This window comes from Vibrio sp. ECSMB14106 (genome assembly GCF_000972265.1).
In the GTDB taxonomy this organism is placed as follows: Bacteria; Pseudomonadota; Gammaproteobacteria; order Enterobacterales; family Vibrionaceae; genus Vibrio; species Vibrio kanaloae.
Genome location: NZ_LAUM01000053.1, coordinates 1 through 13817, shown reverse-complemented (window position 1 = coordinate 13817; position 13817 = coordinate 1). Strand labels below are relative to the sequence as shown.

At 44.8% G+C, this 13817-nt stretch carries 13 protein-coding genes and 1 pseudogene; 3 read left to right on the top strand and 11 right to left on the bottom strand.

Translation table 11 applies throughout. The features are described from left to right. A partial coding sequence (locus WR49_RS20405) for an ATP-binding cassette domain-containing protein (protein WP_046225239.1) occupies positions 1-971 on the top strand: 971 nt, incomplete at its 5' end. A 147-nt stretch (positions 972-1118) separates the two neighbouring features. Here WR49_RS20405 and WR49_RS20400 read toward each other — a convergent pair. The 11 genes and pseudogenes from WR49_RS20400 to WR49_RS20355 all read right to left on the bottom strand — a co-directional run. Continuing rightward, positions 1119-3008, bottom strand: coding sequence for a methyl-accepting chemotaxis protein (locus WR49_RS20400; protein ID WP_046225235.1), 1890 nt, complete (start codon positions 3006-3008; stop codon positions 1119-1121). Between the two features lie 361 nt (positions 3009-3369). Then, positions 3370-3483 (bottom strand): cytochrome bd-I oxidase subunit CydX, encoded by a 114-nt coding sequence (cydX, locus tag WR49_RS21250; protein ID WP_004733754.1) that lies wholly within the window; start codon positions 3481-3483, stop codon positions 3370-3372. Positions 3484-3509: 26 nt separating this feature from the next. Next, complete coding sequence (gene cydB / locus WR49_RS20395; protein ID WP_046225234.1) at positions 3510-4646, bottom strand: cytochrome d ubiquinol oxidase subunit II; 1137 nt, start codon at positions 4644-4646, stop codon at positions 3510-3512. A 9-nt stretch (positions 4647-4655) separates the two neighbouring features. Further along, complete coding sequence (locus tag WR49_RS20390) at positions 4656-6272, bottom strand: cytochrome ubiquinol oxidase subunit I (RefSeq protein WP_046225233.1); 1617 nt, start codon at positions 6270-6272, stop codon at positions 4656-4658. Positions 6273-6380: 108 nt separating this feature from the next. Next, positions 6381-6989, bottom strand: coding sequence for an HvfX family Cu-binding RiPP maturation protein (locus tag WR49_RS20385; protein ID WP_017083666.1), 609 nt, complete (start codon positions 6987-6989; stop codon positions 6381-6383). Next, the gene (locus tag WR49_RS20380) at positions 6986-7771 is read right to left on the bottom strand and encodes an HvfC family peptide modification chaperone (protein WP_046225232.1); all 786 of its coding nucleotides are present in this window, start codon (positions 7769-7771) and stop codon (positions 6986-6988) included. The genes WR49_RS20385 and WR49_RS20380 overlap by 4 nt, the downstream gene beginning before the upstream one ends. After that, positions 7764-8648 (bottom strand): DUF692 domain-containing protein, encoded by an 885-nt coding sequence (locus tag WR49_RS20375; protein WP_046225238.1) that lies wholly within the window; start codon positions 8646-8648, stop codon positions 7764-7766. Before WR49_RS20375 ends, WR49_RS20380 begins: the two co-directional genes overlap by 8 nt. An 83-nt stretch (positions 8649-8731) precedes the next feature. Next, complete coding sequence (locus WR49_RS20370) at positions 8732-9046, bottom strand: hypothetical protein (protein ID WP_004733741.1); 315 nt, start codon at positions 9044-9046, stop codon at positions 8732-8734. 1 nt (position 9047) lies between these two features. Next, entirely contained in the window at positions 9048-9989 is a 942-nt protein-coding gene (locus WR49_RS20365; protein ID WP_046225231.1) for an MBL fold metallo-hydrolase, read from the bottom strand. A gap of 419 nt (positions 9990-10408) precedes the next feature. Next, positions 10409-11239 carry a formate dehydrogenase accessory sulfurtransferase FdhD gene (locus WR49_RS20360; protein WP_046225237.1) on the bottom strand — a complete coding sequence of 277 codons (831 nt, stop codon included), beginning with the start codon at positions 11237-11239 and terminating at the stop codon, positions 10409-10411. Between the two features lie 155 nt (positions 11240-11394). Further along, positions 11395-11655, bottom strand: a pseudogene (locus WR49_RS20355) (Tn3 family transposase); the annotation flags it as partial. Positions 11656-11894: 239 nt separating this feature from the next. Between WR49_RS20355 and WR49_RS21395 the strand changes: the two are divergent. Together WR49_RS21395 and ltrA are read left to right on the top strand one after the other, a co-directional pair. Further along, positions 11895-12044, top strand: a complete 150-nt coding sequence (locus tag WR49_RS21395) for a hypothetical protein (protein ID WP_156155694.1) — start codon at positions 11895-11897, stop codon at positions 12042-12044. Positions 12045-12233: 189 nt separating this feature from the next. Next, complete coding sequence (gene ltrA / locus WR49_RS20350; protein WP_005398564.1) at positions 12234-13706, top strand: group II intron reverse transcriptase/maturase; 1473 nt, start codon at positions 12234-12236, stop codon at positions 13704-13706. The last annotated feature ends 111 nt before the right edge of the window (positions 13707-13817 follow it).

The window sequence follows — 13817 nt, the reverse complement described above, 5'->3', positions numbered from 1 at the left end:
TGATCATCATTTCGCACGACCGTCACTTCCTAAACTCTGTTTGTACACATATGGCTGACCTTGATTACGGCGAACTTCGTCTATTCCCAGGTAACTACGATGAGTACATGACGGCTGCGACTCAAGCTCGTGAGCGTCTACTGTCTGACAACGCTAAGAAGAAAGCACAAATTGCTGAACTTCAAACGTTCGTATCTCGTTTCTCTGCTAACGCATCGAAAGCGAAGCAAGCAACGTCTCGTGCTAAGCAGATCGATAAGATCCAACTAGACGAAGTTAAAGCGTCTAGCCGTCAAAACCCATTCATCCGTTTCGAACAGTCTAAAGAGCTATTCCGTAACGCACTTGTGGTTGAAAACCTATCTCAAGGTTTTGAAGAAGACCTATACAACAAGTTCGACGGTATTTTCGAAGTAGGTGAGCGTGTTGCTATCATCGGTGAGAACGGTGTGGGTAAAACAACACTACTTAACACACTAGCGGGCGCTCTTGAGCCTCGCACTGGTGAGTACAAGTGGTCTGAAAACTCAAACATCGGTTACTACGCTCAAGATCACGCACACGATTTCGAGACAGACATGAACCTGTTTGATTGGATGAGCCAGTGGCGCCAAGAAGGCGAAGACGAGCAAGTTGTTCGTGGCTTCCTAGGTCGTATGCTATTTGGTCAAGACGACATTAAGAAATCTGTAAAGGTTATCTCTGGTGGTGAGCAAGGTCGTATGCTTCTTGGTAAGATCATGATGCATAAACCAAACATCCTGCTAATGGATGAGCCAACAAACCACATGGATATGGAATCTATCGAAGCGCTTAACTTGGCTCTTGAGAACTACAAAGGCACATTGTTCTTCGTATCTCACGACCGTGTATTCGTAGACTCGCTTGCAACTCGTATCCTTGAAATCAAAGATGGCAAGATCAACGATTTCCGCGGTACTTACGCTGAGTTCTTGAAAGCACGCGGCTAATACCGTGTAGCAAGAGATAATACGTAATAACACGTTAGTACGTATTCAAAATTAGAAAGGCCTCTATCTTAGCAATCAGATAGAGGCCTTTTGTTTTTCCATACCGCATAAATCAACTAGCTTGCGTTAATCACTAATCACTAGTCACTAGTACTTAAATTGCGCGACAATCTTCTCTAGCTTCACACTCACGCTCGAGACTTGTTCACTGCAACGCACTGATCCAGAAACCACGGTATAAGTATCACTGGCAAGGTGTGCGATATCCGTAATGTTTCGGTCAATCTCAACCGAAACCATCGATTGCTCTTCGGACGCTGTTGAGATCTGACTGTTTAAGTCGAACATCTCGCCAACTTGGAAGTGTATTCCTTCTATCGCATTCACCACATCTTTGGTTTGGCTTTTCACCAGCTCAGTTTGTTCTAAGCTCGCTGTCATCTTAGCAACGGTCTTGTCTATTCCAGTGGTTAAACCATGAATCGTGGATTCTATTTGATGAGTTGAATCGTTGGTCATTAGTGAAAGCTCTCGTACTTCCGAGGCAACCACAGCGAAACCTCGTCCATGGTCGCCAGCACGCGCTGCTTCAATCGCAGCATTAAGTGCCAATAGGTTAGTTTGCTCAGCAATACCTTGAATGGTCGTCACCACCTGATTGATTTCACGGCTCTGTTCTTCGAGCTGAACGATGAGATCTTGCGACTCTGCGATGTTTTCTACCAAGACATTAATACTGTCGTTGGTTGATTGTGTTTTTTGTAGCGCTTGATGGGCATTTTCTTTGATCTTCTCGGCAGTGGTTGCGGCATTTTCGATGTTCGCCGTCACCTCATTACTGGTCATCACTAACTCGTTAACTGCCGTCGCTACCGATTCAGATTGCTGCTTTTGTTTTTCTGCATTGCTCATGCTTTTAACTGCCGCTTCTTCAGAGCTGCATGAACTGTCTGTCAGCACCGTCATCACGCCGGATAGCTCTTTGATGTTACCGTGCAGTTTATCGATGAAGGTATCGAACGAGTGGGCAAGTTGAGCGAGCTCGTCGTTACCTTTGGCGTTCATTCTAACGGTTAAGTCTCCATCTCCATTTGCAATAGACTCCATCATCACGTTTATCGCTTTGATACGACCCAGAATGTTGCGACCGATGAACACCAATAACAGAGAAAGCAGAGCGACGATAGCTGCACCAAACAGATGTAACATGTTTTGTGTGTTTCTAACTGCCGCTGTAATCGCTTGGCTTATCTCATTCTGCACTTCTTCAATGGCTTGTTCCGTTTGATGAACATTGCTACGTAAGGCGCCTCTAAGCCCCAGCTCTGCAGACAAACCTAGATTGCTGTTAGCAACCAACAGAGTTTCAACCGCAGCCTTATATTCGGAATAGGCTTGTTCAGTCGCAATCGAAGTTTGGGAGTAGGGTTCAAACTCAACAAGAGCCTTGGTTAACGCCGCATTCGTTTGGCTATTAATATGTGCGAGGTAATGGAAGTCTTTTTCAATCAGCTCTAACAACGCAAGTTCCAGTGCCAAACTTGATTCTGATTCGATTGCTGACTTCAACGCTGTTCTTTTTCCATCGAGAGCTGCGACAAAGCCCAAAGGTGGGGTTGTGCGCTCAATATCGTTCACTTGATTGACGATCTGGTGGAACTGTTTCTGGTATTGATGAAGGGTATCAGAGATCTTGGTCATTTGATCGGTCAGGTGAAGCTCGTGCGAGGTTAGGGTTTGGTTCAACGTCACCAATCTTTGATTCAATGTGGCGGCGGTTTTATCGAAACGCTCTGCGTATTTTTGATCGTGGCGAGACAAGAAGTCTTTCTCATGTCGCCTAAGCGTTAATAAATCGACTGAGCTTCTGAGGTTTTCGGTTGCAGCGATCTCCAATGATTCCAATTTGTCTAAGCTGAACTGCTCGTAGATGGCATAGATAAAAACAGAAATAAACAGGGTGAGGTTGATTAAAATAAACTTACTGCGAATAGAAAGAGACAGCAAACGATGCTGAGGTTCTGATGGATTGTTCATGGTTAACTCCCTTTAGCCGATGACGTTTCATGTCCATCTATGCTTAATAGTTATTAGATACATTTAAATGATGGATATGTAACTAATAGCCTATAGGGTTGTTAAAGCAAGGTCGGTTGGTGGGGAAAGCAACTTAATCGATGATATGCACCAACTTAACGATTAACTTAGTAATTTGAAGAGTCTAGTTTGCTTGATCAGATGAGGTTAAGCACATGAGATTAGATACGAAAAGAAAAAGTCCTCATTAACACTCATGTCGGCAATCTTGAAATCGCAGGCATCGCATTAAATGAGGACTTTCAGTTATTTTAAGTAGTTAGCTTACTATCGAGTTAACAGTTGTTAGTAACTTTACCGATCAATTTTGTTCGTTTTGTTCATCGAGAAAGTCGGTGTGCTCTAACCACAGCGCATTAATGATTCCAAACGCGCAGGCGAGTAATACGCCCAGTACCCAACATAAATACCACATAGGTTATCCTCCTATTTCATCTTTAATTAATACAGTGACGAGCTGTTATCGTGAATGTATTGGCTGTCTAGTCGACCGAACATTTTGTAGTAACACCAGATTGTGTAACCCAAAATAATTGGCACCACGATAACTGCCACAACCGAGATAATGCTCAGTGTTAACTCACTCGATGTTCCGTCCCACAGCGTTAAGCTATGCGATGGCATCAAGCTAGATGGCATGATCATTGGGAATAGGGCAACGCCCGCTGTCGTTATGATGCTTGCTATCGATAAGCTCGAAGAAGCGAAGGCCAAACCAGCGCGGTTAAGTCGAGTCATCACTGCACAGCTCAGCATTCCGATGATGCCTAATGCAGGAATTCCCCAAAGTACCGGATAGTTTTCGTAGTTATGTAGCAGTAGGTCATCAAACTTCATGACATGTTTTAATAACGGGTTTGAAACACCATCAGTCACAACTGGGCTAGTAATCAGGTAACCCGGAAGTGTATACGCGTATATCCCACCAATAATAAACAGTCCGACAGTGACAAGCGCCATACATACGATCACTTTCTGCGCGCGTTGTTTTAAATCACCCGTCGTTTTCATCTGTAGGAATGCCGCGCCTTGCGTGACAACCATCGCCAAGCTCACCAAGCCACATAGCAGTGGGAAGGGTGTGAGTAGATCCCAGAAACCACCTTGGTATGACATCATTAGCAATTCGTTAAATTCAAACGGAACGCCAATCATCAAGTTACCGAAACCAACACCAAAGATAACCGGAGGAATGAAACCACTGACGATAAGTGCAATATCACACGCTTTCTTCCATTGTGGGTTGTCGATTTTAGCGCGGTAATCCATACCGAGCGGTCTTAACCACAAGGTCGCCAACACGATAATCATGGCTAAATAGAACCCGGAGAACGCAGCCGCGTAGATTGCAGGCCATATCGCAAAGATAGCGCCACCCGCGGTAACCAACCATACTTGGTTGCCATCCCAGTGAGGGGCAATCGAGTTAATCATGATTCGTCGATCAACTTCCGACTTCCCTAAAACAGGGAGCAACGCCGCAACGCCCATGTCGAAACCATCGGTAATGATAAAACCGATCAACAACACGCCAATAACTGCCCATGTAAACAGGCGAAGATTTTCGTAATCAAACATCTGAATTCCTTAATGAAGGTCGATAGTTTTATCTAGCTGACGCGGTGCGCTTTGCTCACCTGTAATGGCTAGATCTTGGTTTGATTGCTCATGGTGATAGCGACCAGTTTTCAGTGCGCTCGGGCCCATTTTTGCAAACTTAACCATCAGGAACATTTCTACAATCAGGAATGCGGTGTAGAACAAGTAAACCAATCCGATAGAGATCCATAAACTTGAAGCGGGTAGATTAGAAGCCGCCATGTTTACTGGCAGAATTTCACCAATAGCCCAAGGCTGACGACCGTATTCCGCAACAAACCAACCGGCTTCACAGGCAATCCAAGGAAGTGGAATTGCGCATATTGTTGCTTTCAGTAACCAACGATTGGTACCTATCTTACGGCGACAAATTTGTACGAATGAAAGACCAATGATGGCAAACATCAAGACGCCACACACCACCATGATGCGAAAGCTCCAGAACAGAGGGGCAACCGTTGGGATTGTGTCTTTGGCTGCTTGTTTGATCTGTTGCTCTGTAGCATCCACCACATTATCGCTGTATTTCTTAACCAGCAATCCATAACCTAAGTCATGTTTAACCGATTCAAAATCATCGATATTTTGTTGTGATTTATCACCAGAACGCAGCTTTTCTAATAGTCCATAAGCTAAGATACCGCTGCGAACACGTTCTTCGTTCTTTGCCAATAGATCATGAATGCCGATAACTGGCGTATCCAATGAACGCGTTGCGATAATACCCATCACATAAGGGATCTTAATCGCGTAGTCCGTTTCCATGGTTTCTTGATTCGGGAAGCCGAACAGTGTGAATGAGGCAGGGGCTTCTTCTGTGTGCCATTCAGCTTCAATAGCCGCTAGCTTCACCTGTTGAACATCACCCAATTCATAACCAGATTCATCGCCTAGCATCACTGTCGACACAATCGCAGCCATACCAAAAGCACTTGCTACTGCAAATGAACGACGAGCGAAAGGTAAATCACGCCCTTTAAGCATGTAGTAAGCACTGATACCCATGATAAATAGCGCGCCGGTTGTGTAACCTGCCGCAACGGTATGTACGAACTTCACTTGAGTCACTGGGTTGAAGATCACTTCGACGAAGTCTGTCATCTCCATACGCATGGTTTCGAAGTTAAACTCTGCGCCCACTGGGTTTTGCATCCAGCCATTGGCCATCAGAATCCACAGACCAGAGAAGTTCGAACCCAACGCCGTCAACCACGTTACCGATAAGTGCTGACGCTTAGAGAGCTTGTCCCAACCGAAGAAGAACATACCGACTAAGGTTGATTCCAAGAAAAACGCAATCAAGGCTTCAATGGCGAGCGGAGCGCCAAAGATATCGCCTACATAATGCGAGTAATAAGCCCAGTTAGTACCGAACTGAAATTCCATGGTTAAGCCAGTAGCAACACCGACAGCAAAGTTAATACCAAACAACTTACCCCAGAACTTGGTCATGTCCTTGTAGATGGTTTTGTTGGTCATGACATACAGTGATTCCATCACTGCAAGTAAGAAGGAGAGGCCTATAGTTAGGGGGACGAATATAAAGTGATAAAGAGCGGTACTTGCGAATTGAAACCGCGACAGATCAACGACATCTGTAAGCATAAAAACTCCTTCCCGCCACGAGTGTGACGGGGAAGATAATGGAAAATAAGATGATAATTAGAGAGAACTAATTAAGGGTTTTACATGTAGCTGTGTGAAAAGAATCTATTACCAACGAAGTGCTTTGTTTTGTTTTTTAGAGAACTGTTTACGCAGCCAGTAATCTGCACTCACGTAACGGCCACCACCGTAAACAAGCAGTACTAACAACATCACGAAGTAGGTCCCTGCGAACTCCATACCGTTGTTCAGCATTACCGGGTCGCCAAGTTCTGTGATGTAGTTATAACGACCTGGGAAGTTAACCGCGAGCCATTCGATGAAGCCGTTAAGTCGAACAGTTGCTTCCATACCACCAGTCGCAATCGCATCCCAACCGTGTTTCCAGTGAACCATTGCACTTGCTACGCTCATCATGAAAATCATTGGAATCGAGATAAAGCGAGTAAACAAACCTAACGCGATACAGATACAACCTAATACTTCGGTCGCTGCCGCTAGGAATGCCAGTAGCTCAGGGAAGGGAAGGTTAAGACCACCGTCGGCCGCTGAAGCACCAAACCATGCCACTGTTCCCGAGAAGCCCAGCACTTTAGAGCGTGCACCGACATAAATCACCGGAATCAAATAAAGACGTACTGAAAGCAGTACTAAGTAATCGTATTGTTTGCATTTTTCGACAATAGCGTCGTACCAGCTGAGGGCTGACTTAATCATAATTTTTCTCCTAAAGAGTGAACGCCAATCAGTTCAACTTCACTGAAATGTTCGACCCAATTAATAAACTCGAATCTCGCCAATTGTTGAGCAATTATTTGTTTTATATCGGCTAAAGAACGATTTGGTTGTTGTTGAATTATTTGAATAATCGCAACATCAATTTCTCTTAGTTTTATCGTGTTGACGCGTTGGTCACGGTCGCGATAAATCGCGTAGTAAATGGGGTGTCGCCTTTGTGTTAGAAACGTCAGTGACTCACCATGAACAAGGAAAGGTACCTGTACGAGCTTCATCGTACTGTTGACTAACAAACCCAATTGAAGCTGTTGTTCATCAACACGAAGGTCACCCGTCCATGACATCGGCAATACTTGCTTTGAAGCGTCAATTTCAACGCAAAAGGCACACCATTCGTACTCCAACACCGCTAGCTGGTCGGCTGTAAGATCATGACTCGCACTCAAAGTAGACAAATCACTCAGATTAGACATACCCATTGGTTGAGTGCGACGCTGGATAAAGCTAACAAACTCAGTTGCTATATGATGAAACTCTGGCTCTGAGGCGTAATGCACGACAACAAACTCATCAACCAATATCAGTAGTTGGTCTTGGTCGACTTGCTGGCAAAACAGCGGGAATGTGTTGTTCAATACACCAAATACGTTATCTCTAATGAACTCGCTGTATCGACACACTGCGTTGTCTTCAAGTGGCGAACGTATCAGTGCGGTTAGTGCGTGTGTTTGAGTGATCATCATGCTAGGAGGGTTATGCATAAACCAACTCCTGATTCATTGGGCGATGAGCAACACCAGCATCTAGAACCTGACTGTGCATCGTTCGTAATTCCTCAGTCAGAACGACCAAAGGTGGTACGTTGTTGTCTCTTTCGAGCAATAACGGTTTACTGCCATGAATAGAGAAGGTGTAACGCGCCAAGTCAATAACCGCTTGCTGTACCGGCATACCGTGGGTATCAATCAGCGATTTGTTACTTCCACCTGAGCCATCACTTTCAACTAAATGCCCAGCAATGTGGTAATAGCGAATAGCATCGCTCGGTAAAGCCTTAAGCATTTCAGCCGCATCAAAGTGGTGGTTCTGACTGTTCACGTAGAGATTGTTGATGTCGACCAACAACTCACAGCCACTACGCTTTGCTATTTCAGCGATAAACTCACCCTCAGGCATCTCATCTCCGTAGTTGTGGTAATAAGAGATGTTCTCCATTACCAAAGGACGTTGAATGATGTCTTGGACTTGCTTGATTCTGTCCGCTAAATAGCCGATGTTTTCTGCGTGACGTGGCACGGGTAACAGTTCATACAGGTACCCTTGGCTGTCTCGAGAGAAGCTCAAATGCTCGCTGTATACCTGGATATTCAGTTCATCGAGAAATTGACCAACCTGACGTACAAACTTCGTGTTAAGCGGCTGACAATCTCCAATGGATAAGCTTAAACCGTGTGCGATCAAAGGGTATTGCTTCGCTATATCCTGTAGTTGTTCGCGCTTAAGACCACCTAAGCTCATCCAGTTCTCGGGAGCCAATTCCAGAAAATCAATATCAGGGTGCTTTGGGGAACGAGCGAGCAGTTCAATATGCTCACTGCGTAGCCCAATGCCTTTGTCTGTATTCTGAATGGTTCGCACTTTATGGTTTAACTCGCTGCTTTTAGGGGCTCGGTCATTTGATGCTAGAGCCTTAGTTTTTAAAGCTTTAGTTTTATGCGTTTCTACTGGCCACATACTCCACCTGTCACCTTGCTATTCGCCGTTAGGATGCGCTCTTTACTAGGCGAAATACCTTCAGCCGTTAAGCCACATTTCCCGTCACGAGCGCGCACTAAACGGTCTTGAGGGTTGCTTGTCAGTTCCGCTTTTTCGAAGCGTTTTTCTGTACCACATTTACCTGCAGCACATTTACCACCGTGTCCTGACGATTGTTTTGCTTCAACAGGGGCTTCGGCAGGTGCATCAGCAAATGCCATTGCAGAGTTAAGGCTAATCACAGACGTGATCGCGATTGATAGGGCGATTTTGTTGTTCATATTATTTCTCCTTTACAGCAGACATAGGGAAGCTCGCTAAATCACGACCAGACATGATTGGTCCGTCGTAGTATTCGCGTACGATTTTGATTGATTCAGATTTGCGCTTAAGGCCTAAACCCATCCAGTGGTTAAGTACCAACATTTTTGGATTGATCTCTTTCGCAATCTCACCAATCACAGAAGGCTTAGCGTGCATGAATGTAGAGACACCATCGGCTTGTTCATGAATCGCCATTGGCATCATCATGATGTCGGCGCCACGAGCGAAGTCTAAGAACGCAGGGTTGCTACCGTTTTGGTCAGCTGAAATCACCATTACGCCTTCTTCACTTTCAATTCGGTAAGCGAGACAAGGCACATCACCATGAGGAATACCCAGAGCAGTGATCTTCAAACCATCTTTTTCATAAACAACGGTTGGCACTGTGGATTGATAGTCAACATCGGTAAGATTGACTGGGAATAGGCCATCGGTTCCATCGTATAAACCAGCAAGGTAAGCGTATGCGCCATGGTCTGGGTCAAAGTTCGCTGCGAAGTAGCCGTTGAGGCTAGGGAACGCTGAACCTGCGGCTGGACCTGAAATCTCCAACGCCTTTTCACGTTCAAAGAAGTAGCCGCCTTTAAGAAGAGCGGGCATGTCATTGACGTGATCGGTATGGAAGTGAGTGATACCCATGAAATCTAGGTCTTCAAGTTTTGCACCCGCTTGACCGAAACGTAGGTAAACACCACCACCGGCATCAATCATGATTCGTGATTTGCCTTTCCACCATACGATTTCACCTGATGAAGCACGTAGGTCATCCGAGATAGGGCCACCTGAACCCAGTATTTGTAATGTAAAGTCGGTATCGACCGGCTTAAGTTCAATTGCGTGACAGTTGGCGCCCAAGGTCAATCCAAGAGCTATTGCTAAAGCTTTTAAAGGCTGTTTCATATTGTTATCCAATTCTTTTTTCTTATGTGTTTTCTTCGAAGTGAGCATTCAAAGAAGTGAAACTTTCGCCAAGCAGCACGATAAGTGCGTGCTTCGTTCTGTTCACGGAGCATAAGATAAAGAATTGTTAACGTTTGGTATATCTAGTAATTTTGAAATCAACGTTAAGTAAAACTAAACAGTAATATTAAGCGCGTTCTGTTGCTGAAATAATGTGCAGAAAGGGGGGTAACAGCGAACTAGCTGTTAAAATTATGCGAATAGAATGATGGAGTAAGAAGAGGGAATGCTAAGGAGAGTAAATGGTATAAAAGAAACAAAAGAAAAAGGTGCAAGCCTTCGCCTACACCTTATATAAGTTCACCAGAAAACTAGCTTTAGATAGCATTTGCCTTTAGAGAAGTTTGCCTTTAAAGAACTTACGCTGATTGTTCGCCTTTTACATCAAAGTCGATCTTGCCTGCACCCGTGAACACTTGGAAGCGTAAACCTTTAGCGCGAGCAATCGTGGTGATGCCGAACTTCTGAGCCAAGTCTAAACCCATTTGCGTTACGCCAGAACGTGATAGCAAAACAGGGATACCCATCTGAGCAACCTTAATCACCATCTCAGACGTTAAACGGCCGGTGGTATAGAAGATCTTATCTTCACCTGTCTCTTTGTTAAGCCACATCTCACCAGCCAATGTATCAACGGCATTGTGTCGGCCAACATCTTCAACAAACGATAGAACCTTGTCGTCTTTGCAAACCGCACAACCGTGCACCGCGCCTGCTTTCTTGTAGGTATCGTTGTAGTGAGTCAACGCTTCAAGCGCTGTGTAGATTTCAGATTGCTTAATCTTGTTTTGAGGCACCTGGTAATCTTCCAACTGCTTCATCACATTGCCATACATGGTGCCCTGACCGCAGCCAGAGGTTACAGTCTTCTTCTTAAGCGCTTGCTCAAGTTGGCTCGTGTCTTCTTTGGTGATAACCGCAGCAGAGCTGGTTTCCCAATCGATGATAATAGATTCAACCGCTTCCGGATCAGAAAGGAAGCTTTGGTTCTTCAAATAGCCTAATACTAATGACTCAGGACGAGAGCCCAATGTCATTAGGGTTACTATCTCTTTCCAGTTCAACATCACGGTAAGAGGGCGCTCACACGCGATCTGTTTTGTTAGCTTTTCGCCATATTCATCAAACACTTCAACTTCGATTGTCTGAAGTGGGTTCTCACTGGTTTTTATTATGTTTGGTTTTACCACAGTCATTTCCTACTTAATGAGATAGCGATTTTATGAGATAAGAAGTCAACAAGAGCAATAAGGGGTTCTAGGGATTTTCCCCTCTAAAGTAACATAGAATGCTACAGGCTTTGTATTATATAGCCTCCAGCTGTGGGTTACTTTCGTTTCCAAGCTTAATCATCCACGATTGGCTTCGTAATTTCACTAATATCAGGCAATTTTCCGGTATTGGTGAAGTTATACGTCCCGCTTAAGTTGATATTTTGCCATGCAACGGGCGAAACAGCACGAGTGATAGCCGCTTTTTCTTCATCACCTGTCGCTTCAAAGTGTCCCAGAAGATGACTCAGTATCGCGGAGTTGAAGTAGATGAGCGCATTGGCAAGCAATCTTGCGCATTCATTCCAGATAGCGATTTCAGACTCGTTTTTGCCAGTGCGACCTGAAGTCGTATGAAGCGTTGTTCACCGCTTTATGAGTGAACCCTCTGTATCACCAGATGAACCTATGAGCCTGAATAAAGCAGCGGCTCAGACAATGTAACGAAGAGCGGGAATATCCCGTTCGGGATTTGAATCGTGAGAAGAAGATCCTCCTGATAACCACAAATCGGGTGAGTGCTAGGTAGTCAGTATGATGAACGTAAGTGAATCCATTTAAGGTGCGTTATACGATGAAGCAGCGGAAGTGGTTATTACGCTGTAGCCAAAAAGGCAATGGGAGTCGGAAAGAGATTGGGCAATGCTCTTTCGTGATCGATACGCTCCCCGCACTAGAGTGGGCATCTAACCTGACATTTTACGTAACGTACGGAACAGGGTAAGCCTGTATCACTCCCTAAGGGAAAGCCTTTGTGGCCGATAGTGATGCAGGTAGAGGAGGTCGGAAAAAGCGAAAGTTGCATTGTAATGATGCAGATACAGGCTCCTGCCTGATCACGAAAGTGAGCCCACTTCCGACTGGTCTCCCTTTGCGAGAGAATTTGAAGAACTTTATTTAAGGAGAAAAGCAAATGATGATCTCGAAAGAGATTAGTGCATCTTCTGACGGTGCTCAGTGGCAGTCTATTGACTGGAAATCCGCTGAAGCGCACGTATTAAAGCTTCAAATGCGTATCGCAAAAGCAACGAGAGAAAAGAAATACGGTAAGGTGAAATCCTTACAGTGGCTCTTGACTCATTCTCGCTCTGCTAAATTTTTGGCAGTTAAGCGAGTCTCTCAAAACAAAGGCAGTAAAACGCCTGGAATAGATGGTGTCATCTGGAACACAGATGCACGCCGTATGAAAGCGGTTAATCAACTGAGTCGCAAGACTTACAAAGCAAAACCACTCAAACGGATCTACATCCCTAAAAAGAATGGCAAACTCAGACCTCTAGGTATTCCGTGTATGATAGATAGAGCGCAACAAGCGCTCCACCTGCTTGCACTAGAGCCTGTTTCTGAAACACTAGCCGACCTCAATAGTTATGGTTTCAGACCAAACCGCAGCACCGCTGATGCCATTAGTCAGTGCTTTATATGTTTGGCACAGAAGAAATCAGCAAAATGGGTTCTTGAGGGCGATATTAAAGCTTGCTTCGATAAAATCGGGCATCAATGGCTTATGGAAAATATCACCGTAGATAAACGTATGTTAGAGCAATGGCTGAAGTCTGGCTTTGTGGATAAAGGCCTGTTCTACGACACCGATGAGGGTACACCACAAGGAGGGATAATATCTCCAACCTTGATGCTAATGACCCTTGCAGGACTAGAGCAACGCGTAAAATCCACAGCACTGAGAAAAGGAGCTAAAGCCAATTTCATTGGTTACGCTGATGATTTCGTGGTCACTTGCTCTTCAAAGGAAGTGCTAGTGAGCGATATCAAACCGTTGATTGCTGACTTTCTGGCTGAAAGAGGGTTAACCCTATCCGAAGAGAAAACGAAGATTACTCATATTGATGATGGTTTTGACTTTCTGGGCTTCAACCATAGGAAGTACAAAGGGAAATTGCTCATTAAACCGAGCAAGTTCAACACACTGTTATTTTTGAGAAATTTACGTGAGCTTATCAAAAAGCACGCAACTATCCCCGTTAATGATCTTATCAAACTGATAAATCCAAAACTCAGAGGATGGGCGAATTACTACCGCCACTGCGTTGCTAAACAAGTATTCGGGTATGTAGACCACAAACTATTCCAAGCACTATGGCACTGGGCAGTTAGACGTCATCCAACCAAGTCTAAAGACTGGGTTGTTCATAAGTATTTTCTCAATCGAAAAGGCCAATGGCAATTTCATGGTTGGCAGAAAATCATGAACATGGATTGTCAGTTCAATCTGTTCCAAATTGCGAAAGTGCCAATAGAACGACACGTGAAAATCCGAAGTGCCGCAATCCCTTATGACCCCGACTATCAAGAATACTTGGCTAAGCGGAAGTCAAAAAGACAAGCACGTAACTCTTGGATTGAACCTGTTCCAACTGCTTTGTGAGTTGCTGGGTATCAAACGATGCCTTAGTGGAGGCTTGAGCCCAGTGCAGTGAAAGTTGCACGCTGGGTTCTTAGGGAGACGGCACTTGGTAACAAGTGTCGTCCACCCGAC

Excerpts from the sequence above, each read along its gene's own strand:
- WR49_RS20400 (WP_046225235.1), bottom strand. The coding sequence starts at position 3,008 with ATGAACAATCCATCAGAACCTCAGCATCGTTTGCTGTCTCTTTCTATT.
- cydX (WP_004733754.1), bottom strand. The coding sequence starts at position 3,483 with ATGTGGTATTTATGTTGGGTACTGGGCGTATTACTCGCCTGCGCGTTT.
- cydB (WP_046225234.1), bottom strand. The coding sequence starts at position 4,646 with ATGTTTGATTACGAAAATCTTCGCCTGTTTACATGGGCAGTTATTGGC.
- WR49_RS20390 (WP_046225233.1), bottom strand. The coding sequence starts at position 6,272 with ATGCTTACAGATGTCGTTGATCTGTCGCGGTTTCAATTCGCAAGTACC.
- WR49_RS20385 (WP_017083666.1), bottom strand. The coding sequence starts at position 6,989 with ATGATTAAGTCAGCCCTCAGCTGGTACGACGCTATTGTCGAAAAATGC.
- WR49_RS20380 (WP_046225232.1), bottom strand. The coding sequence starts at position 7,771 with ATGCATAACCCTCCTAGCATGATGATCACTCAAACACACGCACTAACC.
- WR49_RS20370 (WP_004733741.1), bottom strand. The coding sequence starts at position 9,046 with ATGAACAACAAAATCGCCCTATCAATCGCGATCACGTCTGTGATTAGC.
- WR49_RS20365 (WP_046225231.1), bottom strand. The coding sequence starts at position 9,989 with ATGAAACAGCCTTTAAAAGCTTTAGCAATAGCTCTTGGATTGACCTTG.
- WR49_RS21395 (WP_156155694.1), top strand. The coding sequence starts at position 11,895 with ATGAAGCAGCGGAAGTGGTTATTACGCTGTAGCCAAAAAGGCAATGGG.
- ltrA (WP_005398564.1), top strand. The coding sequence starts at position 12,234 with ATGATGATCTCGAAAGAGATTAGTGCATCTTCTGACGGTGCTCAGTGG.